Source organism: Falcatimonas sp. MSJ-15 (genome assembly GCF_018918265.1).
GTDB lineage: Bacteria > Bacillota > Clostridia > Lachnospirales > Lachnospiraceae > Falcatimonas.
Map to the genome: position 1 here is coordinate 68,019 of NZ_JAHLQC010000010.1, position 24,856 is coordinate 92,874.

The 24,856-nt window shown below is 32.1% G+C and carries 14 protein-coding genes and 1 CRISPR repeat array; all 14 genes read right to left on the reverse strand.

Annotated elements, in window-relative coordinates:
• Window positions 1-47 precede the first annotated feature (47 nt).
• The 14 genes from KQI85_RS09170 to KQI85_RS09235 all read right to left on the reverse strand — a co-directional run bounded on the left by KQI85_RS09170 (window position 48) and on the right by KQI85_RS09235 (window position 24,822).
• The gene (locus tag KQI85_RS09170; protein ID WP_216575797.1) at window positions 48-2,255 is read right to left on the reverse strand and encodes a glycoside hydrolase family 3 protein; all 2,208 of its coding nucleotides are present in this window, start codon (window positions 2,253-2,255) and stop codon (window positions 48-50) included.
• 343 nt (window positions 2,256-2,598) lie between these two features.
• Window positions 2,599-6,231: a CRISPR direct-repeat array (repeat unit 30 nt; unit sequence CTTTAAATTCCACTATGGTAAGATTCATAT).
• A gap of 179 nt (window positions 6,232-6,410) precedes the next feature.
• Complete coding sequence (gene cas2 / locus KQI85_RS09175; RefSeq protein ID WP_216575852.1) at window positions 6,411-6,689, reverse strand: CRISPR-associated endonuclease Cas2; 279 nt, start codon at window positions 6,687-6,689, stop codon at window positions 6,411-6,413.
• Window positions 6,690-6,698: 9 nt separating this feature from the next.
• A complete protein-coding gene (cas1b, locus tag KQI85_RS09180; RefSeq protein ID WP_216575798.1) occupies window positions 6,699-7,691 on the reverse strand; it encodes a type I-B CRISPR-associated endonuclease Cas1b in 993 nt (330 codons plus the stop codon).
• 14 nt (window positions 7,692-7,705) lie between these two features.
• Window positions 7,706-8,197 carry a CRISPR-associated protein Cas4 gene (gene cas4, locus KQI85_RS09185; protein WP_216575799.1) on the reverse strand — a complete coding sequence of 164 codons (492 nt, stop codon included), beginning with the start codon at window positions 8,195-8,197 and terminating at the stop codon, window positions 7,706-7,708.
• A gap of 19 nt (window positions 8,198-8,216) precedes the next feature.
• The gene (gene cas3, locus KQI85_RS09190) at window positions 8,217-10,442 is read right to left on the reverse strand and encodes a CRISPR-associated helicase Cas3' (RefSeq protein ID WP_216575800.1); all 2,226 of its coding nucleotides are present in this window, start codon (window positions 10,440-10,442) and stop codon (window positions 8,217-8,219) included.
• Between the two features lie 111 nt (window positions 10,443-10,553).
• Window positions 10,554-11,666, reverse strand: a complete 1,113-nt coding sequence (gene cas5 / locus KQI85_RS09195) for a CRISPR-associated protein Cas5 (protein ID WP_216575801.1) — start codon at window positions 11,664-11,666, stop codon at window positions 10,554-10,556.
• A 14-nt stretch (window positions 11,667-11,680) separates the two neighbouring features.
• Window positions 11,681-12,559: a type I-B CRISPR-associated protein Cas7/Cst2/DevR gene (cas7i, locus tag KQI85_RS09200; protein ID WP_216575802.1), complete on the reverse strand. Its 879-nt coding sequence runs from the start codon at window positions 12,557-12,559 to the stop codon at window positions 11,681-11,683.
• Between the two features lie 3 nt (window positions 12,560-12,562).
• Complete coding sequence (cas8a1, locus tag KQI85_RS09205) at window positions 12,563-13,915, reverse strand: type I CRISPR-associated protein Cas8a1/Csx8 (RefSeq protein ID WP_216575803.1); 1,353 nt, start codon at window positions 13,913-13,915, stop codon at window positions 12,563-12,565.
• Between the two features lie 18 nt (window positions 13,916-13,933).
• A complete protein-coding gene (gene cas6, locus KQI85_RS09210; protein ID WP_216575804.1) occupies window positions 13,934-14,665 on the reverse strand; it encodes a CRISPR-associated endoribonuclease Cas6 in 732 nt (243 codons plus the stop codon).
• 393 nt (window positions 14,666-15,058) lie between these two features.
• The gene (locus KQI85_RS09215) at window positions 15,059-17,797 is read right to left on the reverse strand and encodes a pPIWI_RE module domain-containing protein (RefSeq protein WP_216575805.1); all 2,739 of its coding nucleotides are present in this window, start codon (window positions 17,795-17,797) and stop codon (window positions 15,059-15,061) included.
• The gene (locus KQI85_RS09220; protein ID WP_216575806.1) at window positions 17,797-20,886 is read right to left on the reverse strand and encodes a hypothetical protein; all 3,090 of its coding nucleotides are present in this window, start codon (window positions 20,884-20,886) and stop codon (window positions 17,797-17,799) included. Before KQI85_RS09220 ends, KQI85_RS09215 begins: the two co-directional genes overlap by 1 nt.
• Window positions 20,886-22,013, reverse strand: coding sequence for a hypothetical protein (locus KQI85_RS09225; protein ID WP_216575807.1), 1,128 nt, complete (start codon window positions 22,011-22,013; stop codon window positions 20,886-20,888). The genes KQI85_RS09220 and KQI85_RS09225 overlap by 1 nt, the downstream gene beginning before the upstream one ends.
• Window positions 22,014-22,385: 372 nt before the next feature.
• A complete protein-coding gene (locus tag KQI85_RS09230) occupies window positions 22,386-24,545 on the reverse strand; it encodes an AIPR family protein (RefSeq protein WP_216575808.1) in 2,160 nt (719 codons plus the stop codon).
• A gap of 4 nt (window positions 24,546-24,549) precedes the next feature.
• The gene (locus KQI85_RS09235) at window positions 24,550-24,822 is read right to left on the reverse strand and encodes a hypothetical protein (protein WP_216575809.1); all 273 of its coding nucleotides are present in this window, start codon (window positions 24,820-24,822) and stop codon (window positions 24,550-24,552) included.
• Window positions 24,823-24,856 lie beyond the last annotated feature (34 nt).

Below are 24,856 nucleotides of genomic sequence, written 5' to 3' on the forward strand. Positions count from 1 at the left end.
GATTGTCTTAATATCTACAACGTTATTACTTCAGATTGTACCTATATCTACAATGTTATCACTTTAGATTGTCTTATATCTTTTGATGAACTACCTGCATATATTATATATTCAGTATTCTTAAGTTCCCATCTTCTATTCTGTTCATTATAATGTATAAGCATATCTTTAGCTATATCTATATGTACAGTCTTTTCTTCTCCTTTTTTCAGCCATACTTTTTCAAAACCTTTAAGTTCTTTTACAGGATTATCTTCAGATATATTACGTTCACCAACATATATCTCTACTGTCTCATATCCATCAAAGTCACCTGTATTTTTAACTTTTAATTCTACTAGTATGTTCTTCTCATCCTCTTGAATACTAATATCAGAATATTTAAAAGTTGTATATGACAACCCATGTCCAAATGGAAAAGCTACAGGAATATTATATTTCTCATAATATCTATATCCTACAAATATGCCCTCTTTATATTCCTGTGTAAGTATTGCATTCATTCTCTGTTTTTCTTCATCAGTCACTTTTCTTCCAGGATATGCTTCTTCGTCATTCTTAAGTATTCTTGATGATTCATAAGGAAAAGTCTCTGCTAATTTACCTGATGGATTAACTTCTCCAAAAAGTACCTGTGCAAGTGCTGTTCCGCCTTCCATTCCATTATATGGATAATATACAATAGTCTTGGCTTCATTTTGCCATTCACTCATATCTACTGCACTACCTGCCATAATACATACAACGGTATTCTCATTTGCTTTTACAAGTTCTTTTATAAGTACATCCTGTTCATACGGAAGCCTTATATCTTTTTTATCTCTTCCTTCAATATCATAGTCATGGTTAAGACCACCTACAAATATGACTTTATCATATTCTTTTGCAAGTCTTACTGCTTCCTCTCTTAATTCTCTTGCTTTGCAAGATTCCTCACTCTTATCATTACAAGTATCTGTTACATTCTCTTCATTACTCTTTAGGCTGTCTGCCTGCCAGTTTACGTCATTATTACCTTCGTCATATACAGATGATTCATATCCTTTTGCAAATGTTACTTCTGTATTACCGCCAAGCAATTTCACTATTCCAAGAAATGGTGTTATTTCATACAGAGCTTTTATCTCCGCACTTCCTCCACCATTGGCATGAGCCTTTATTGCATTCTCACCGATAACTAATACCTTGTCTGTATCTTTCTTATTAAAAGGAAGCACATGGTCATTATTTTTTAATAAAACTACTGCCTGCCTTGCCACTTCAAGAATATCCTGTCTGTGTTCTGGTGTATTATAACTTCCAGCTTTCCTATCTTTGCATTTTTCAATTCTGCCATCCTTATACTCTATCATATTAAGTCTCATCATAAGTCTTAGTATATTTCTTACTTTTTCATCTACATATTTAATGTCCACACTGCCATCTTTAATCTTATCTATAAGAGGATTAGCCATACAATATTCATCAAAATTATATGTAATTGACATCTCTATATCAAGTGGACTCTTTGCTACTGCAACAGTATCATGTACTGCTCCCCAGTCTGATATAATTACGCCATCATAATTCCATTCTTTTCTTAAGATATCTCCAAGCAATTCACTGCTCTCACAACAGTGTATTCCTCTAAACAGGTTGTACGCTCCCATAATAGTCTTTGATTTTGCTTTTTTAATAGCAGCTTTAAAACCTGGAAGATATATCTCTCTTAAAGCTCTCTCACTTAATTCAACATTCACCCATAATCGTTCTGTTTCCTGCCCATTAACTGCAAAGTGTTTAACACATGCTGCAACATCATTCTGTTGAATACCTTCAATACATGGCACTACAAGTTCACTTACAAGATAAGGATCTTCGCTATAATATTCAAAATTACGTCCACATAACGGAGTCCTCTTTATATTAATTCCCGGTCCTAATATAACGTCTTTACCTCTTCCTCTTGCTTCTTCTCCAAGAATACTTCCTGCTTTGCCTGCAAGTTCTCTGTTCCATGTTGATGCTATTGCGGTATTACTTGGACAATATGACACTGCATCTTCTGAATTCCCTGCTGGTGTCCATTCATCATTCTTAAATTCAGCTCGAACACCCATAGGTCCATCTGACATCTTAAGTGACGGAATATTAAGTCTCTTAACTCCTTCTGTTTTAAAAAGACCGCATCCGTGAATCATTTTTATCTTCTCTTCAAGTGTAAGTTCTTCTAAGATCTTCTCTATATCCATCTCCATATTCTGTGTATCAACCATTGCTATGTCCCCTTTCTTAAAATTCTGATGTTTTAGGCTTTTTTTAATGCCTAAAGTTGCATTAAATGTGGTACTTTCTTATTATTAAAAACAAAAATCTCCTCACAATTTGTGATATAATAAAGTTACATAAACCAATTAATCATGCTCTGTAAGAAGACATATATATGATATCATAAAAACACTTCTTTTGGGGAAATATTTTGATGGTTATGAGGGGGTTTTTGTAAAATTTCAATCTAACCACGCTCTTATTCAATCAATGATTTTATTTCCAATTTCTGCTGTTTCTTTTGTCTATGGAGTTCTTGAACTGTGCAAATGAAATACATTATATTAATCATTTTTAGGTCCATTATGATAAGATTAATATTAAGAAGCAACCTTGCTTACAGCTATGGAAAATGCCTTTAAATTCCACTATGGTAAGATTCATATGGAACAATAGTATATGCACCTTATAGATTGCATTACTTTAAATTCCACTATGGTAAGATTCATATCAGTATCAGATTTCCATTTCTTCAACTTTGAAGAAGCACCTTTAAATTCCACTATGGTAAGATTCATATAGGTGATAAGTTGAAAGTTGAATTCGATGTTCAGCTCTTTAAATTCCACTATGGTAAGATTCATATTTGTCACCGTTCTGTACTGATGTATTCTTAGCTTCCTTTAAATTCCACTATGGTAAGATTCATATCGGATCTTCCCATGTTAGAATAATCGACTCTGTACTCTTTAAATTCCACTATGGTAAGATTCATATAGCATGGCAACGGTGGAGTCAGACTCTTTAATGACTTTAAATTCCACTATGGTAAGATTCATATAGTATGCTGTCAGGTATGAAGATACGGATGGATACAAACTTTAAATTCCACTATGGTAAGATTCATATTATGAAACGTATAAAGAGTAATGACGGAAATATAGTCTTTAAATTCCACTATGGTAAGATTCATATGTCGACCGTTTTAACTGAAAACCCCTACACTTCAACGACTTTAAATTCCACTATGGTAAGATTCATATACAACTGTATAATGTTTAAACCCATAATCCAAAATTTTCTTTAAATTCCACTATGGTAAGATTCATATTACTGTAGTAAGGCTTGACTGATTCTTTTCTTTACTTTAAATTCCACTATGGTAAGATTCATATCTGTCGTATAATTTCACGACTGCATCTTCTGTCTCCTTTAAATTCCACTATGGTAAGATTCATATGCCGTTCCCATCTTTGAACACTCCTAGATAATATTCTCTTTAAATTCCACTATGGTAAGATTCATATAAGAACTGTGTTGATGAATATGAAAGATTGTCAGGCTTTAAATTCCACTATGGTAAGATTCATATCTCGACCTTTTACATTCTCCATTCCTGGCACTTGCTTTAAATTCCACTATGGTAAGATTCATATTATAAGGCAGACTAGCAATCTGCCTTCCGTATGCACTTTAAATTCCACTATGGTAAGATTCATATATACTGTAACTGTAGAAACAATCAATGGAATGCTACTTTAAATTCCACTATGGTAAGATTCATATGAAGAAAACAGAAACAGATATGAAAGTTGTATTAACTTTAAATTCCACTATGGTAAGATTCATATGGCGACAAACGTGTAAAACTGTTAACAGAAGATACCTTTAAATTCCACTATGGTAAGATTCATATTTTTGTGTACGCTTTCCAATATTTAGTTTTTATTTCTTTAAATTCCACTATGGTAAGATTCATATCCTAGCGACCGTTTTTTATTTATTTTGTATAATATTTCTTTAAATTCCACTATGGTAAGATTCATATCATTGACGCGTTGTGAATCCCGCCTTCATTGAAGTACTTTAAATTCCACTATGGTAAGATTCATATATAGTTTAAACCGTTCGACTTGCGATACGGTATAGACTTTAAATTCCACTATGGTAAGATTCATATTTGATGATATGATGTTGATTTATAGATGTGAGTGCTTTAAATTCCACTATGGTAAGATTCATATACAAGATTCTTAATTAAAAGTGAATTATATATTGTCTTTAAATTCCACTATGGTAAGATTCATATAGAGAGAGCAGCAGCAAACTTAACAGCTTCAGACAACTTTAAATTCCACTATGGTAAGATTCATATGTATGTAACAGATGAGACAATAGAAGCAGGAGCAGACTTTAAATTCCACTATGGTAAGATTCATATCTCAAGACAGAACTTGCGACAGCTAGAGAAAAAACTTTAAATTCCACTATGGTAAGATTCATATAATAAAGATAAGAGCAATGAACGTGACGGTAAAAGCTTTAAATTCCACTATGGTAAGATTCATATCTTTTCTGCTTCTTTCACAATCTTATCTGCTACTTTCTTTAAATTCCACTATGGTAAGATTCATATAAGACCGGAAAATCATTTTCACAGTTGGCAGAAGACTTTAAATTCCACTATGGTAAGATTCATATTGCTTGCCACTATTTCCCCTATTTGTTCATTCAATCTTTAAATTCCACTATGGTAAGATTCATATAGAAACATCTGTTACCTTGTCCGCTTCCATTCCGTCTTTAAATTCCACTATGGTAAGATTCATATCTATTTCCCCTATTTGTTCATTCAATGTGGTAATACTTTAAATTCCACTATGGTAAGATTCATATGCGGATGCTTCGCCGTTCTTAAACTGCTGCTCCACTTTAAATTCCACTATGGTAAGATTCATATCCAAGTCTATCAATTCATTAACGTACAGGTCTTTACTTTAAATTCCACTATGGTAAGATTCATATAAGTAGCAACGCCACGGAGCGGGCGGAGGGCAAACTTTAAATTCCACTATGGTAAGATTCATATGTGTAGCGACATAGCAATTTAAAATCCTATATTCGCTTTAAATTCCACTATGGTAAGATTCATATTCTCCGTCCTCGTCAAATGAAACCGGTTCCTGTATCTTTAAATTCCACTATGGTAAGATTCATATTTGTTTTTACTATAATGTCATCATATATATAGTCCTTTAAATTCCACTATGGTAAGATTCATATCTTCTGCTTCGTACCTGCTTCGTCATCCCCATTGTCTTTAAATTCCACTATGGTAAGATTCATATACACCAAAAGATGTCTTCTATCTTGGTGTTTACAACTTTAAATTCCACTATGGTAAGATTCATATACTGGCATGGAGAAGAAAACAGTTGCTGCAATTGCCTTTAAATTCCACTATGGTAAGATTCATATGATTGTATCGAATATTTGTTCTATTACATCAAAGACTTTAAATTCCACTATGGTAAGATTCATATCTTCTTTCAATTTTATTTTCCGTTTCGCTTCTGCTCATCTTTAAATTCCACTATGGTAAGATTCATATTAGTTGGGGTTATAAACATTATGTTGTTGTTGATAACTTTAAATTCCACTATGGTAAGATTCATATGTTAATGATGATTTTCCAACCATTTATGATAGTTACTTTAAATTCCACTATGGTAAGATTCATATCGTGCCACGATTGTTAGTCATGAAGTGCTAAAATAACTTTAAATTCCACTATGGTAAGATTCATATAGAAATCCACAAATAGGGCTTGATAAAATCCCTAAATCTTTAAATTCCACTATGGTAAGATTCATATATTTTTGCATGAAATATGCTAGAATATGTAATGCTCTTTAAATTCCACTATGGTAAGATTCATATTTAAAACTTTTTTTTCTTCATTTTCAAGCGAAGCAACTTTAAATTCCACTATGGTAAGATTCATATTGTCCTCCAACATAATTATTAATATAAGGATACTACTTTAAATTCCACTATGGTAAGATTCATATATGTCAAGGGATAAGATTAATGACGCAAGAATGGCCTTTAAATTCCACTATGGTAAGATTCATATTCTACAATCTTATTAAGTCCAATTAAGCTATATTTATCCTTTAAATTCCACTATGGTAAGATTCATATCCGTCACTAATTATACTACAACTTTCCTCCTTTGTAATCCCCTTTTTTGTCTACATGTTAATTTTTCATCCTTATCTCAATCATAATTAAAACTCTTTATCATTTTTTCTTATTCATTTCTTTCATTTAGCAACATTGTCGATCTCCGCATATTTTTCACATATCTCTGGTCGACAGAATCAAATGAACATTGATGTATTATCATCTTTCTTTCCCCAATATTCTTTTTCAAGCCACCTCTCATTTCGAGATTTGAAGATAATTACAGAATCCTCATCTTTTCTAACTAACTTTTTTATATCAATTTCTAACTGCTTCAGCTTTGCTTCGGTAAGTACGCCTTCAAATACTGAATTTTGAATATGATTAAGATATTTTTTACAACACTTAAACACTTTAGGAAGAATCTTTTTTCCCCTATCATCCATTGTTATATCATATACAAGAATTACATACATATCTTTCACTTACCACCATATTTCAAATGGCTCATACTCCTTTTCTCCAATAATATGCTTAATAAGCTTATAACATTCTAGTTTCATCAAATGCTGATATGACACATCTCGTCCAAGTTCTTTATGCTTTATTGTTGATTGTAACTTTTTTTCAAGTTCCTGAACTATTGTCTGTGATGCTTCTTTCTCCAGATGAAGATAATTAAGTTCTTTTGTAAAACTTTTCTCTGTTATCTGCTGCCTGTTTAAAAGCGAGAAAATCAATCTGTCTCCAAGTATTGGCTTAAAAACTTCTGATATATCAAGACTTAACGAATATCTTCTTTCTCCTGGTTCATGAAGATAACTTATTGTTGGATTTAATTGTGTCTGATATATCGCTGTAAGTGTCTTTGTATATATGAGCATATTAACAAAAGATATCATACTATTTATCATATTATCTGGTGGATGCATAACTCTTTTTTCAAACTCAATCTCTTGATTAATTATTACCTGCCATGCGCTATAATACTTATGTCTTATATTACCTTCGATTCCCATTAATTCTTCGATACTCTTTGATTTTTTGATATTTTTTCTATAATCATCAATATCATTCATATACAATTGTAAATCTTTACCTCTGCCATTATAATATCTTAGATTACGATATATATTGGCAGAGGCACCTTGAATAAACTTTTGAGCTATTATAAGTCTCTTATCGTAGTCAGTATAATGTTCTACCTGTTTAACAAGAGTTCTTCCAGACAAAAGTTTCTCTTTTGGTATAAAACTTCCTATGTAATTATCATAGTAATTAAAAAAATGAACTACTATTCCATACTTTGATAATAAGTTTAACAAACTGACATTAAGCTCCATCTCTGTCATAACATAGATCTCTTTGACACTCTCAACAGGTATATCTCTCTTTTCTCCACTAGAATCAAGAAATCTTAATGTATTATCTTTTCTGCTTAATCTGCCACCTTTATATATATACAAACTACTCTGCATACATTTCCCCCCATCTAGATATAACACATCTCATAATATGCACATTTCTTACAAAAAGTCTTTTTTTCAAGTATTGGCGGCAAATTCTCTTTTACAATTCTGTATATATCATCAACAAGTATTTTTATTGCCTTCTCATCATCTTCTGTTAATTCCACCTCTACATTTTGTTTTAAAAGTGGATAATCTATAATCCCTTTTGTAATTACTCCTCTTTGTTTTAAATAATACAGATAGTACTTTACCTGCCATATAGAAGCTTCTTCTATCTTATTACTTTTCTTAATCTCATGAAGTATGTTATCTTTTTTTATGTAATCAATATTAATTACATTGTTAATATTGATATGTTTCTCGTCATTCTTATAACTGTTCTCATCAATTATCTTTCCAAGTGCAACATCATCATTAGAAGATTCCATCGCAATTTCATTGTAAAAATACCACAATTTTCTTTTACACACATAGTAATAATAAATCATCATTCCTGTAATCTCTTTTTGCATAGCACATTACCCCATTCTATTAAGATACAAATATTACATTTCCTTCTTCTGATTCTCTTACTCCAATTTTACTATCATATGCACACTGCATAACTTTAACTTTGTTATATTTACTGACTTCTATAACTTGTGACGTTGTACTCTTTGCAACTTCATAACCCGGAACTGATACCATAAATCCACGCATTCTATCCATAAGATCTACTTTTTCTGCTTTATTACAATCTTCACTATGAAGTCTATTAACAATAGCATTTATCTCTTCTCTGTTATCATCATATACCGGAGATGGTATAACATCTTCTGAATCGATATCTCTTAATTTATTAGGATTTCCATCCTCACCGACTCTTAGTGATTTTATAAGTTGCATACTCCCTTCATATCTTTTATAGTATGGACTATTCTTCACTTTTTCTGTTGTAAAGTGTTCATCTATAATCTTCATTTTATCTTCTTCTGATAACACACCATCTACTTTAAGTATCGCTTCTTTTGATATACTATATAGATATTCATCTATAAATCCTTTACCATTTGGTTCTCTCTTTAAAATTTTGCTATCAATTTCTGTAAAAATGTAACAATTATATTCTTCTACACTTTTTTTACCTTTTCTATTACATCTTCCAAGTCGTTGAAACAGCCCATTTATATCTGATAATTCTGTAAAAAGAATATCAAAATCTATGTCAAGACTTGCTTCTACAATTGAAGTAGCAACCCATATTCCTGCGTCATTTGTATTTTCTGTTTTTCCAAATTCAAATATTTGTTTTTCCTTTTCGGCTCTATCATTTTTAGTGAATTTATTATTGAGAAGATTAATATCTTCAATACCATATTCTTCATTTAATATTCGATATACTTCCTGTGATTTTTTTGCAGTATTACATACTACAAGTATTTTGTCTGTTTTTCCTTCTTCAAGTCTTTTATTATATATATCTGCAATCATTGCACAGTCAAGTCTATCTTCTATAACCTTTACATTATGTCTCTTCATATCATTAGTAAAACCAGCTTCACATACATCTTCCATAAAAGCTTCTTCCTTCAATATATCTTTTATAAAAGGCGATAATGTTGCTGTTAATATCGCTACTTTTCCTCCAAGTTCAATTATCTTTCTTATCCCATAGACAAGATATGCAAGTATGTCTGCACTATACATCTGTATCTCGTCAATTACAAGTTTTGAATAAGCAAGTGTAACTAACTTCATCTCATATCCTCTGTACTTAAATACAAAATCAAAAAGCTGATCAAGTGTTGATATTGTAAGAGGCATAGCTAAAGATTTCGTCTTTGTATAATAATCCATAAAATTTGTTTCATTATCCTGATGACTGTAATAAGACATAGTATCTGAGTGTAAAAGACCTAATCTTGTATCTATATTTTCATTTTTAATAATTACATTTTTTACTCTATCATATATTGCATTAATTGCTGTTTTTAATGGAAGTACAAAAAATCCTTTGTTATCTCCCATCCACCAAAGACCAGCTTCTGTTTTTCCCATTCCGGTCTGTGCTGTAACAATAATATTGTCATCTGTATGTTTTCTGCAAAACTCCTGAAGTTCATTCCACCCTGCTTCAGGCTTTTCTTTCTGCCATTCCTTCATCATATTGTCAAGTTTATCTGTAAGATAATCTGCCGGATATTCAATATCTGTTTCTGCACTTGCACTATAATCACATCTGTGAAGTAGTCCTTTTACTTTTACCAATTCATTATGTTGCTTAGTTTTAATTTCAAATAATTTTGGGTTTTTATTATATTTAGTTTTATCAATTTCATTTATAAGTTCTTCTATCTTCTTAATCATTCTATTGCCAATTGGATAAATATCTTCGGAAAAATCATACAAAAGTTCGTTTATAAGTTCTTTCTGATTCTGCATCACATCTAGTTCTTCACAATAATTATGATGAAATAAGACACTACATGCTATTATCTCATAATCATCAATTCTAGGATCTATAAAATAAATGGACAATACATTATGTGATATCTCATGCTCTACATCAAACTTCGTCTTACATTCTATTCTATGCTGAAATTCTCTATTAATTTTTCCATAATCATGATATTCACATGCCTTTAGAAGCATATTGTAGATTCTTTCCTCTTTAATATATCCCCTATCATGTAATGTTATTGCTCTTTGTATTACATCATCTGAATGTTCCCTTACTGTCTTGTTATCTTTCGCCTTGTATCTGCTTAAATCAATCATATATACACTTCCATCCCTTTTAATAAAAAACACTCATTTATACTATATATTAATATTTTAATATAAATGAGTGTTTCATGTTACTTGTTACAAAATCAATCCCCTACTGCATCAGTTATCAGCTATCTTATCCATCTTACCAAATTCCACTATAAGAGGTGTTTCACCAGTTTTATCAATATATACGTCTTCTGATTCCTGATCCACACAGTAATTTGATATATAATAAACTTTAAGTTTTTTAAATTTTCTCTTATTATTTATTACCTCATAATTTTTGCCTATGTAATACTTAGTACCCTGTGAACCATGTTTGCTTTCATTCCCTATTCTATACACAGATGCTCCAAATCCATTATCTTCAACTGCTTCAGCTGATATATATGCATGAAATGATGATTCATAGTCCTTATCAGGCTCCTCTAATTCAACATAACTTACTTCTTTAACATCAACAAAATCTTCACTTCTTCCTATTGATGTTATATTGTAAGCATTGTTATATATAGCTTCTAAGATTTCTTCTTTGGCAATAACATGAATATACAGTTCAATATCATAAAGAACTTCATAATACTTTATTGAACCATTCAGTGTACGAAATCTTGAATATGGTTTTGCAAAATTTTCTTCTTCATATTCTTTTGACTCTGCTGTAATTCGATCTATTTCTGCTTTTAATTCTTTGTCCTGTCTGTCAAGTTCTTTATATTCCTCTGAGTTCTTGTCAAGAGCTTTCTTTTTACTAGAAAGCTCTTTTCTTTTCTCTTTTAGCTCATCGATTTTAGGTTTTATAACTTCTTTTTTCTCCTGTTGTATCTTATCATTAAGATCTTTAAGCTGTCTATATTCTTCAAGAAGTTCTTCATTATGTACTGCAATATCAGTTCCTTTTCTGAAACTGCTACCCTGTTTTAATGCAGATGCGACTTTAATGTATCCACTTGAAAGACAGTCTGAATTAGCCATTTTTACAAGTGTTCCTCTATCTTCAAAAGTTGTATTAAGAAATGCCTGATCTCTGTATGCTTCTTTACCCATGGACTTATAATCTCCCTGAATACTTATACGCATCTCCTTATATTCTTTAAATCCACATGCATTATGAATTGCCCCTATAATTGTAGAAAATGGTGGCAGAGGATATGTCATTTTATTTTGTATTGTCTCTTCTTTTCTGTAGTTAGCACTTGACTGTGTAAGATGTATTCTTAACGCCTTCATAATCAATCACATCCTTAAATACCATAGTATTTTCTTACTTCATCTTCTACTTTATCAAAGAATTCTTTCATTGACACTGGTGATAATTCTTTTACTATATCCTGCTCATTAACAAATGCATTTCCATGTAATAATGCTACTGAGAATCCTTCTGATAGCTTGTCTTTAAGATCCTGTGATAACTCTATTCTGTCTGAATTAACTCTTACAACATTTTCAAAATAATGTGTTTTTCTCTTTGAGATACCACCAACAATAAATTGTGGTTCTGCATTATCAAGATTGCCTTTAACTACAAGGCTTAAGTTTCTTACAGCTTCAACAAGTGCAATTACTCTGTCAGCTTTCTCATTAGCATCTGCTTCTGCATTAAAGTTCTCATCCTTGCCAATCATATCAAGATCTATTGTTATACTGTATGTCTTAAGAGATTTCTCATATTCATACTGATATGGCATAAGTCCGGCATCTCCTGCTTTTTCCTGAAGATTTATGCCATGATTTTTAGCATAATTAGATGCCATATAAAGGTTATTATGAAATCTTGCTTCATTATTAAATCTCTCACTTGATATAGCATCTGTAAGATAAAATGAGCTGTTTCTGATATATGTCTTTGTATTAGTATACATATATCCGCCTTCAAGTGCTCTCTTAGTTGCAGCATTGTTATCTTCACTTGCAATCTTCTGATTAACTTTTTTCGCAACTTCTGTCTCTAAGTCATCATAGAAACCACTCTGAACCATAATTGCATTTTTCATACTCTCTCTGCTTCGAACTGAATATGCACTGCCATTACGATATACTTTCTGTACACTTGCAATATTTCCTAATCCTTCTGAATAGTTACTTGTCATATTTGCTACTACTGTTAATGTTAATGATGCCATATCTTATTCCCCCTGTGATCCATTTTTCTCTTTATTTTCAATTACTGTTCCAAGTGCATTAACAAATGCATATACTACTTCAATATTTTTCTCATAATCTTCATACAGATTATATACAAATCCCATATTAACTTCTGAGTAATTTGAAAGCTGTAATAATACATCAAATACTCTCATCTTATCATTTGCTGTCAATGCACTGGCAATCTTTGTTCTGTATGTCTTGATTTTGTTATTGTCAATCTTTTTTGTTACTTCAAGTGCGCATGCATACGCTGACTTTATTGTACCATCCATATTCTTTACTCCTTTTATATTTATATTTAGTTTTATCAGTTCTCCTATCATATAGCTGCTGCCTATATTTTTCTTAAGACACATCTCTATAAGACTGTTTAATGTCTTTCCATTTAATATAGCGTCTGATACTTCATCAACAAAATTAATGTAATAATCATCAGATATCTTATAGCTGTAATTAAATACATCAAGATTTTTAATGCTTCTTAATATGTCAATCGCATCTTTTCTTATATATAATGTTTCAAAGTAATCTTTATTTATTACATCCTTAGTAATTACCTCAACATCATAATCTATAAAATCTGCACTGTCATGAAGCTGTCTAATCAATAATTTCTTCGCTTTACTTCTTCCATTCTCATCATTTTTAATAAATTCTGAGAATTTATTATTAGTTGCTACTATCTGCTCTATAGAAGAATTATCATTAATAAAAAATGATATATAACTATCTGTAAAAGCAAATGGTATAAATTCGAAAGCTTTTATGTTAGTTCCTTCAAATGTGTCCTGATTAAAATTAAACGCTGCTGAACGTCCTTTTTTTGCTTCATCTACATAATATCCTGCAAGTCGGCATCTTGTCTTGCTACAATCATCAAAAAATGCATTTTTGTTGGAAAAATATCCATACTGTCTTTGCACATATAGTTCTTCATCTAATGCACTACGATTATCGCTAAGTATATCAAGTATCTGATTCTTATTAGTTCCATCAAACTTAATGCCTTTAAAAAATTTTTTAAGAGATGTTCTTTTATTCATAAGTTCATTAATATACTTTATCTGCTCTTCACTAAATTCTTCATTTCTCAGTATGTTTTCCAATATCCTATTTTCCATATTGTCTGAGAAATAGTCTGCCGCAAATGCAATATATCTGTCCTTATCTATATCTTCTTCGTTATATAAAAGCACATCATTCTCTATATTATATGGCAAAGAATCATATTCTTCACTGTGATACTCGAGATATTTTATAAGACCAACTATCGCCGCCGAACATCTCCAATCTTCACATTCTAGTCTGGATGTATAATTAGTATCACTCACGACTCACTCATCCCCTTTCTATAACATGTCTGTCAGCATCTCAACACATCCAAATCCAGCTGATTTTCTTGAACCCATTCCTGATTCAATAAGATGATTAAGCACTATTGGTTCACCCTCTAATAGAAATGTTCCTATTGTTGATTCGATATAACAGCCATAAAACTTAGCTACTGTCTTTTTACCGGTTAATGACTTTATCTTAAAACCAGAAAGACATTCATCATTAAATCCATCTGCTTTAAGCTGTGCCTTTATAGTATCTTCTGCTTTTACAGCGAATTCTTCACTTGCAACTGAATAATACTTATCTTTATTGCCTTCTTTAGTATGTTCTCTAATGACGAGTGGTGAATTCATCTTAATAATTACCTTATTCTCCTGTGTTGTCTGCTGTGTAATTCTTCTTACAGTCTTAAGTGTCATATAATTATCTTCTTCTAATGGTACTCTCTTATTTTTCTTTGCCAAGAATCCAGCTAGAAATATATATCCTGTCATCTCGTCTGATGTTGAGAAGATAAGTTTTATATTATTACCTTCTAATTCTATTTTCTCTTTTGTAAACTTAGGATTTTCAAAAAAAACTGCATATGTGAAACTCTTTGGAGATGCCTCTCCGTAATACTTATCATAGTTCTTACCTACATTCTCACTGGTGAGAAAACTTTTAAAAAAGTGTATGAATACTCTTCTGTAATCCAGTGGAAATTTATTATCTTTTGTTGTAAACTCTGCTTCAAACTTCACTAAATACCACCTCCGTTAAAATTGTTATGTTGAAACAATGATTAATATCTGATACAATTATGGTAATCTAAAAATAACATTGATGAATAGTATGAATCTACCCACATTGGAACCGGATACTCTTATTGCGTATCTGGTTTTTTATTTACCATGGTTACACTATACATCACTAAATTGCATTTGTCAATACTTTTAATCAATGTTATAGGTTGTTTTTAACAATACCATTTTACATGTTATTTCCAATTCTTTTTTTATTATGCTATATTATCTGTCCAATAAAAAGGACTTGCAATAATAATTTCAATACTTTTTGAAAATTTTTAATTTTTCTTTTTTCATATGTCCATACAATATGCACTACATGTTTACATTTTCCAATACTAGTAATCTCTATATAAGATATTCCTCCAACAATTTTGCAAGATGCAATGGCAGTGGCAAAAGCGTCCTCTGTGTACTGTCATACTGAATTGATGCTTTTCTAAGATTATGTATATCTCTTACATACTCTGTCTTTTTTTGACTGTTACCAAGATATACAGGATATATCTCAATCAAACTTCTATGTGAGAGTGCACTATCATTATTAATCTTAGTTATATCCTCTTTTATGTTATTCTTCTCATATTCTGGCCTTGCATCCTTGGAATAGTACACATTCTCAAAACTGTAGATACCGTAACCCTCTTTAAATCCGTCACCTGTATCATTCTCCATAAGAATATAATCAGGAACTTCATCATTGGCACGTATTCTCAGAAACTGAACATTACTGTAATCATCAAGTTTTATTGTAAAGCCAATATCTCTTGTGTTACTATTAATTCCAATCGCATACACATTGCCTGTCTCTTCGCAATAATTATCTTTTATCTCCTTATTCGTAATTCCACTGACAATCCTTCTTGTTACTCCATCCGCAAGCATCATAATTTCATATTCTCTGTTTGCAACAAGCCCTTCAAACCAGTCTTTTATAAAATGCTCCGAAGGTATTATCCTCTTTCCACTTTCAAGCTCTGTTATTATTCTACAAATTTTTAGTGGAAACTCATCATATCTGCAGTTAATTTTTTCTACTCTTTCTCTACGGTTAGTAATCTTTGACATTATAATTAGTTCTGTCTGAACCATGATTATTTCATTGGCAAAATCGCATGATACTATGAGTGGAAATGGTGCTATATTAACATCATTCATCAGATTTTTGTAATTAACAACATGAATTCCCACTTTTATATTATCCCAGAGAGAGATACCACCTTTTCTTTTCACTTTTACAGCACTATTATGAATTCCCACCTGCCTGTATACATCCAGTATAGTACTTTTTAAAACCATATTGGGTTTATCTTTCTTTGAATCATTTGAATTCAATTTATCCATTTCTATTTCTTTCGATTTTTTACGTTTTTTCTGCTTATTATCTCTACTGTCTGATTCGCTTTTTGGATCTCTGTATGCTTCAACAGTAATAAACTGTGTAAGCCTGCCTGTCTTGGCAAAACCCATTCTAAGTGCTGCTTTCGGATCTGCTTTAGAATCTGTTATACCATTGATTTTGTAATAATCCTGATTATGAATTATCACTATTGATATTGTAGGTCCTACTGCCATACCAAGTTCATCATAAACCTCCTTAATTCTCTGATGATACCCCCTGTTGTTTTTCTTCTTCTTAGAATCTTCACACACAAGATTTTCCGTAAGATTTCTAATTAAAACCATGTTCACCACTACTTTGGTATTTTTAAAGTGAACCTGCAGTCTCTCACACAGAGCATCTCTTATTTCTTCCTGACCTGAACTATAACATACTTCTACCGTATATCCACCATCTCCACATATCGCAGCTACATTATTCTCAAATATCTCCCTGTATTCTTCATTTATTAAAAAATCAGATGTAAATATGCTTTTTGTAAGAGAATCAGTACCTTCTGTTCTCCACGACTGCTTCTCTCCACTACTATAAGCATTAAGTTTGTTCTCGATATCACTGAATATCTCTCTTCTATCCATTACACTTATTCCTGCATCCTGATCATTCATATCTGTTTTTCCTATCTTCATTCCATACTCATAGACAATATAGTAATCCATATAATCCTGACCCCTGCTGTATTCTTCGGGATGAATTATTATATCATTGAATTTGACAACATTATCCGTTGCATACATTGCTCTAAAAAGTCTTTGATCCGCATATGTCCATTCAAACTCACTTGTTGTTGCATCATATTTGGCATACATATGCTGCAATTTGTTACCACTAACTTTGGCATAGACACTTTTTTCATCTCTATAATAAGGGATTTTTTCAAAATTATTGTGACTTATCCATCGTCTTGACGATATATTCACATTCAGATATGCTCTGTTATACGGAGGCAATGTCTGAACACTAAAAGATGCTACAAAAGAGAATCTTTCTTTACCTCCTTTTCCCGTATAAGCAAGTGGATTGGTAACAATTTGATTTTTATCCGAATACATCCATACAGAATGTTTTCCACCTACAGTTACTTCTGTCGATACCAGTTCATTAACTGCGATAAGCGGGAGTAATGAATATGCATCTTTATCAGCAACCTCACCATTAGCAAACAGTACTATATTTTCTGTATATTCACAGCCATTAAAAATATCTGCATTCAGTCTATCTATTACTTCCTGCGCATACTTTTTAGTATTATTATCATTATTTCTTATTTTATCAAGCTCTGTCTCCTGGATGTAAAAAGCATCTATCCATACTCTTATAATCTGTACTATCTGAACTGCATCAATCTTATCAACACTTATCAGCCACCTCCTATCATCCGTATTATAACCAACAGCCTTCATGTCCGTTACTCCCGGCATATATGTGATAAACATTTTTTTCAAAGAATTTAACGGAAGATTATGCTTTTCACGAATAAATCGTCCTCTTAGATCCTGTCCGTTTCTAGATAATTCCTCAAGTCTTGTAAGCGACTCCTTTAATTCACCTGGAAGCGTTAAAAAATGTACCTCTTTTTCAATTTTTTTATCTAATACAAGTGTCATTGGAATTATGTAATTAGGGTTCATAAGTTCTACATCTCCTTCATAATAATTATTCTTTATGTTTTTTACATATATCATTAATCTTTTATCATTTTCAGTGCCTCATAAAACGGTTTATACAGTGTCCTCGCAACTATGCTGTTGCTACCATTCTCTATTATTCTCTCAAGATATCGTGTGAGCTCAGATATAGTATCAAACTGTTTCTCACCAGAAACAAAAAATGCACCATCCATCCAATATATCTTAAGATTTTTTTCTTTGACAGATTCTCCAACTCTGCACAGACGCCCAAATACCTGCTGAAGTATAACAAATAAAGTTGCAATTACATCTGTCTTGTCTTTATCCTCAAGCATCCACAAAGCTCCCACAGGATAATTAAGAGCATTATACATACTGAACGACTCTTTTCTAAGTTCTTTCATCACGTCAATCCTGTATGAATAATTCCTGTCTCTGTAATTATTCATAATATAGCCATTAATCTTTTGGATAATAATCTTATAATCCATCGGATTTAGCATCGGTCTTACTAAAAACATCACTGTATCAAACCACGAATTTCCCAAATTATCTACTATATTGTAGCCTCTTCCAATAACCCATGCTGGTGCAATAAGGATTTCTTTATCAAACTTAGTTATATTACGTCTACTTATACTCTTCTCTATACCATCAGCTTCATATCTCCATCCGCTGCTGTCAGGCTTAAGATAATATGCCCGATAATTTGATTTATTCTTGCAAAGTATCCTGTCAACTGCCTTATATGCTATCTCTGCCTGCTCATAACTATTAACAGTCATGAGAATTCTCTCTCCATTATTCACACATCTCATAATAGAATTCTGCTCACTCTGTATTAGGAGTCCTATATTCCTATCTTTCTTCTCATCATCCTGTCCTGATATTCTATACTCACTCCTTACATTAATCATCTCTGTTCTGCTTATAAAATCTGTCTTTTCTTTCTCAGCTTCAATTATATAGTCAACTTTGTCACCTACATGATACATATTAGAACCTGGAATATATCCCGTTCCTGACATCATAAGCACATTAGGTCCTTTAGGACTTCCATCACTTCCGAGTATCATATATGGCATCTTTAATGCAAGTAGTCTTCCTATCACGCTTTGCTTTTTTATGCTTATGCTGTCACTATTTACCCTAAACGAGATTCCTCTTCCTAACGGTGTATCAGGCATTAGCTTTCTATGACGTTTACAGTTCCAATCAATAATCGCCTTAAACTCATCTGGCAGATTATCCATTATTTCTACAATATTATCTATGTCCTCATATATTCTCTGAAAAGCTATTACTCTCAGAATAAAATTAATTCGCTCCTGTGTACATCTGTCAAACTTACTAATCTTGTCCTCTATCTTTCTCACTCTGTTATCAGCTACCTTCATACTATTTTTCTCATTCATTCTTCCAATAGAATTACAGGTAACCTCAGACAGCTTATTTATCATATATTCCTCAAACCTGCTCTCCTCTGCAAGATATAATAACTCTGCCTCATCTTTTCTCACATTGACATTTTTTATAAGTTTCTCTAATTCACTAAATATCTCTCTGCCGTACTCTCCACTATCTTTAAGTCTATTCTCTATACTTTTAAGCAGTGAAACCAACGAAAAATCACGTAACTGACTTGACTTCCATCCTGCTTTTTCATCATTAACAGTTCGATTTATCCAATTAGCTAAATAAGCAAACTTCCCTATTTTTAACATCAGTTCATCTTCATATCTATTTTTCTTATTTGATATACCTTTTTTATTATAATTATAATGATAATCTGCTGTTCTTCTGATAAATTCTTCAACTGAAATCTCTGTTGAAAATATATCATCCAACTGACACAGAGCGTTATCAATCTCATCCATAATAACAAGATCAAAATTCATAAGTGCGTAGATCATGAATTGCTCTTTCTCTTTTCCAAAACTACAAAGTGAAAAACCTGAAAGTGTTGTCAGAACTATATCTGCACTCTTTATCTTTCTAGCATTTTGAGTCTTCGGACAGTTATCATAGTATGGACAGACATACGTCTCTGATCTTATTTTTTCATTTACATTTTTATCTGTTGGTTTTTTTAATGATGTACAGGGTTCTTCTCCATATTCTATAATATCATTAGGTTCTTCAGTCAGTGCATTAAGCAGACATGGCTGCTGAAGTACTCCTGATGTAAAAAATGAAAGATATGCCCTGTCTCTCATCTGATTTTCAATATGTCTCTTTCTTCCTGAATCTGCAATCAGTGTACATACCTTATAACCCATTTTATCCAAAAGCTCGGCCTTCTTAATTACATCATCAACCGATGCCAATATCATAACAATTCTGTATCCATCATCCATTGCAGCTACACTTAAAGAATCTGCAAAAGTTGATTTGCCTGCCCCTACCTGCCCAGCTACGTTACACACTCCTTTTATCGTAAAATCACTACTAGGCACTTTGTCATTATCAATAACATCATATATATGATTTTCAAGCACTCCACTTCTGTAGCGACTGCCCTCGTGCATATCAATACGATCTGCTGCCTCTAATATTTTTCTTACCGACATCCTTACAATTGTGCCTTTTCTGTCTCTTGCAGTAAACTTATCAGTCATGCCATCCAGTTCTTTAAATCGTATACGAATCTCCTTATCAGGTTTTACCGTTGCTAAATATATTTCATCAAATTTTATTTTTTTTAGATTTCTTTTGTCATTCTGCATATAGAAAGCATTCTCAAGTATATAATCATAATCCACATGCCTGTCATCATATACAGAGATTCTCTCAGGATTTTTCTTAATGGCATTATCCTCAACAGTGTACATAGCGTATCTTTTATTATCACTCGTACAATATATTTCAAGCACATCTCTATATTTCGCTGGATAAGTAAATTCCCAAAGCACCACTCTTGCATTCATAATCAAAAAATCTTTACTATCATATTTTTCTTTAAATATTAATTCCTGTCTTGATATTAGCATATACAGAATGTCTACATCCTGAGTTTCCCCTAGACGTTCCGCCAGCCTGAGTAATAGCTCAATCTTCACAAATTCATCACTACTCATTGTAAGTTCCATATTTTTCTTAACAATGTTTGAAATATTCTTAAGTTCTCTTCCTGTCTTTAACATTATTTTACCCCCAACATCTTCTTAAGTTCTCTAACTTTTAAACATCCTGCAATTCCGTCATATGCTATATTTTCGTTAATAATATCAACATATCTCTTCTCTTTGCTGTCAGGTACAACATACCAAAATTTGGCACCGTCCATATATTCTCTCTTATCATTAATTATCCAATATAGATTGGTAACATTTTTGGCATCAAGAAGAAGAATACTGCCATCACTCATATATACCCTAAAATCCCATGTATCATTAGTTCCTTCCCATTTACCAGGCCATATGTCATATGATTTCACAGTACCTTTTTCTATAGCTTTCTCAAGAACATCTTTTATCTTAAGTTCAAGCTGTCCTGGATAGCGTATGCTCTGAACCACAACATCTCTCATTATCCAACCCGCTGTCGTATCCATCTTTATTTTTTTGTCCAAATAACGATTGCATTCTTTTGAAACACACGAAAAATCTCCAACTTTTCTCTCTTTTAATATCATGCCGCAGTGGTAGCACCTGTATAAGTCCGTTCTTTCATTTCTCTTATATACTAATTGGAATAACTCCGGATAATTCTCTTTAAATCTTCTTTTATCTGCATCCACAATTAAATCCTGTACCGAAATATAATCATTGTCTCCACTGATAATAAACTGTCTCTTGTCTACATAATTGTTCTCATTCATATTCTGATATATGTTATACTCATCATATTCGTTCATCTGCTCTGCCTTATCTTTAGCCGCAGCTATCGCATTAATCTCTAATACCCTATATCCATCTTCTGTTATTATAATATCATTGTCACCGTCATCTATAAGTTCATCTGTTCCATAGTATGTAACACCTGATGTTGCCTGCGTCCTGTATGGCTCTGGCAATCTGTCTATCATCTCTGCAACTGGATGTTCAAACATATGAAAGAGTTCACTCTCTATCTGTGGAAGAATTCCATTGCCATCTTTATCAAATAATCTATACATTCTGTTTAGCCATGCCCCTATTGAACATGCTTTAATCAGTGCCGGAACTGTCTTTATATCTGAATGTTCATCTATAAGCTGCTTTCTCCTGTACACGCCAAGCATTCCATAATCCATCATCTTTTTTAAATTATCTATTAAACTTCCATTCATGCCTTTTTTCTCCTTTTCAATGCACTCTGATAACAAAAAAGGTTCTATATATCCGAAAATATATAAAACCTGATATGTCAAAATAAACCCTCTGATAAAACTTAAGTGTTTAAAATACAATATAACGATCAGCTTTAAAAACTGATATAATTTTCTCGAATACAAGTTTATTGTAATGCATTGAAGCGAAATATGCAAGAGAATACTTATTTAATGCAATTTTATTAAAATCTTGTCAAAAACAGTTGACAACTTCATCGAAAAACATGACGCTTGCGCCCTTTTTAGTTTTCGTTCAAAAACAAATATTATATCTTTATATTACTTTTGTCAACAATCTTTATCCTTATTATATTGTAACAATGCCAAATACTATATCCTCATTCCTTCTCTTATCAATTTTTCCCTTGCTCTAAGTATCTCTCTCTGTTGCCTTTCACTTGGCATTACACCTGTTGTATATAACGCAATAATTGATTTAAGTGCTTCTTTCTCAACATCATACAAAAGATTTCTCGTATCTCCCCACTCAAGAACTTTTCGCCAATAAGAGGCTCCTGCACCAATTATCATTTTTAAATTATCTATCTCATTTTCCAAATTTTTATTTGATACCACATCCTTCTTCCTATTTTTTGCGTCTGACAAACTATCCAAAAACTCAGAAAGTATTGTCCATCTACGTTTTTTAGCCCTCTCCCAACACTCCTTTTTCTTACACCATTCTGTAACATTTTGTGTTGATCTGTCTACCGATGTAATAAAATCATATACTTCTGGCCATAAAACTCTAATCTGTTTTTCAAGTTCAGGATAAATGTTCTGTGTTGACCATATTCGCATAAAATCAATGCTCCTGCCTTTCTCATTTTTTTGAACATATTCAAATATAATACTCATCATATATGCAATAACATTAGCCTTATAAGAGTTTCTTTCACCATTTCTGTAATCGTCACTATTTTTTATTATCCTGTCTGCATTCTTATATATAATTGCTATGGCAACTACTCTTTTAAAATAATAAACATCAAACTCTTCGTCTGATTTCATCCACTGAACCTTTATCTTCTCTGCAAACGCCTTAACTATTGCCTGCTTTCCCTTGCTGACTTTATCCGGTGCTCCTGCATATATCTCCATATACTTTGCCAATTCAACCATCTTTATAACCTGATTTTCAGGATATCTTAACTTATACTGATTTACTTCTCCCACTGTAAGCTTCATTTTTCCCTGGTTATACTGGCCTCTAGTTCTTTCATAATACCAATATTGCTGATATTGGTTTCCATTTACCGCTGGTGCTGGCGTTTTTCTAGAATAGTCTTCCATTCTTATATGAAATGGATGATTAGAAAAGAAGTCAGATGCATCAACTTTATTCTGAGAATTTGAATATTCCGAAATTTTAGGAATAATTTTCTCTGACACATAGTACTCCAATATCGATATCTTCATTGGTACTCTAAGATTATCCAACTTAACCTTTTCTCCTTTTTTAGCAGTAAGCACTGCATTTGCTATCGACGCTGTTGTCTGACCTCCATTTACTATCTGAAGGTCTTTTATTCTTGTGATTACAAGACCATTTTCTGTCATCTTGGTATCAATCTCTGTTGCCGTTGCAGCAATTCCATTATTATATGCAAAAAACATATCTGGATAATTCTTGATTGTATTCTGTATGCTCTTATTAACCTTACCCTTAACACTAAGAAAAGAACGCACATTGCCTTCTAGCAGTCTTGAACCATACTCAAGATACAGATCACACAAAATCTGTCCCGGTACCGATGCCAAATATGAACTATAAGTGATTTTGTTATTTTTATCCGTTTTTTCATCATCTTCGTTATACAAAGGTAAAATCTCTATGTCGGCAAGAACATTATTACACTCCATTCCTTTTACACATGGTATACCTTCCATACCAAATTCTGACAAGTATATTTCTACACTTTCTTTTTGCATCGTTGATGTTACCACATTAAATATACGATTTATATCCCATACATTTAATTCAACATTTTTTCCTGCTATTACATCATCTTTAATGTTTTTTACTCTCTGTCTGTTGTAAGCATCTGTAATAAAATAGAACCTGAATTTACTAATATTATCAATTTCATTATGTAATATCTGTGCAAATTCATAAACTTCAGAACTTTCCTCCATGTCATCATAAATTTTGTATTTTATTGCTTCTTCTACAAAATACCTTATCTTTCTGAACATACTGTTTATCTCATCTGTCCTGACAGAATCATCTTCATAAATTCCTCTGTAATCCGTAATAAAAACAGAACAGCTTCCATCTATTTCATCCATTGCATATCCATCAATTCTCATCTTTGCCTTATGTTTTGTTTCCCCTTCATAGAAGCATTCTGTAAAATCATCAAATTCTTCACCATCCTTCAAAATATCTGTAATTTTTTTTAAAAATTCTTCCTCAGGATTTGACATACCTGTTTCAGCAGCAATATCAATCTCCGTTTGCAGCATAGTTCTGTATTCGTTTACTTCCATTTTCCTATTCCTCCATAAACTTTGTCAACCCATCGGTCATCAGAGTATAACTTACATTTCCAACCGTCTGCGAAACATCTTTTCTTACAATCTTACGCTTTCCAAACATTTCTTGCCAATATTTCCATCTTGTAAAGGCTGTAGATATAATCATTTCTTTTCCGCTTTTCTCACACACTTTTATCATATCGATACAGAAAATAACAAATACCAAGCTATATTTTCCGTCCAAAATTTCAAATGAAAGCGCCATCTTTCCATCTTCTCTTCTTGCCAACGTAACATCTATCAGTTTCGATGATTTTACCCGC

Coding starts and splice junctions, on each gene's coding strand:
- KQI85_RS09170 (WP_216575797.1), bottom strand. CDS start 2,255: ATGGTTGATACACAGAATATGGAGATGGATATAGAGAAGATCTTAGAA.
- cas2 (WP_216575852.1), bottom strand. CDS start 6,689: ATGTATGTAATTCTTGTATATGATATAACAATGGATGATAGGGGAAAA.
- cas1b (WP_216575798.1), bottom strand. CDS start 7,691: ATGCAGAGTAGTTTGTATATATATAAAGGTGGCAGATTAAGCAGAAAA.
- cas4 (WP_216575799.1), bottom strand. CDS start 8,197: ATGCAAAAAGAGATTACAGGAATGATGATTTATTATTACTATGTGTGT.
- cas3 (WP_216575800.1), bottom strand. CDS start 10,442: ATGATTGATTTAAGCAGATACAAGGCGAAAGATAACAAGACAGTAAGG.
- cas5 (WP_216575801.1), bottom strand. CDS start 11,666: ATGAAGGCGTTAAGAATACATCTTACACAGTCAAGTGCTAACTACAGA.
- cas7i (WP_216575802.1), bottom strand. CDS start 12,559: ATGGCATCATTAACATTAACAGTAGTAGCAAATATGACAAGTAACTAT.
- KQI85_RS09215 (WP_216575805.1), bottom strand. CDS start 17,797: ATGATATATGTAAAAAACATAAAGAATAATTATTATGAAGGAGATGTA.
- KQI85_RS09220 (WP_216575806.1), bottom strand. CDS start 20,886: ATGTTAAAGACAGGAAGAGAACTTAAGAATATTTCAAACATTGTTAAG.
- KQI85_RS09225 (WP_216575807.1), bottom strand. CDS start 22,013: ATGAATGGAAGTTTAATAGATAATTTAAAAAAGATGATGGATTATGGA.
- KQI85_RS09230 (WP_216575808.1), bottom strand. CDS start 24,545: ATGGAAGTAAACGAATACAGAACTATGCTGCAAACGGAGATTGATATT.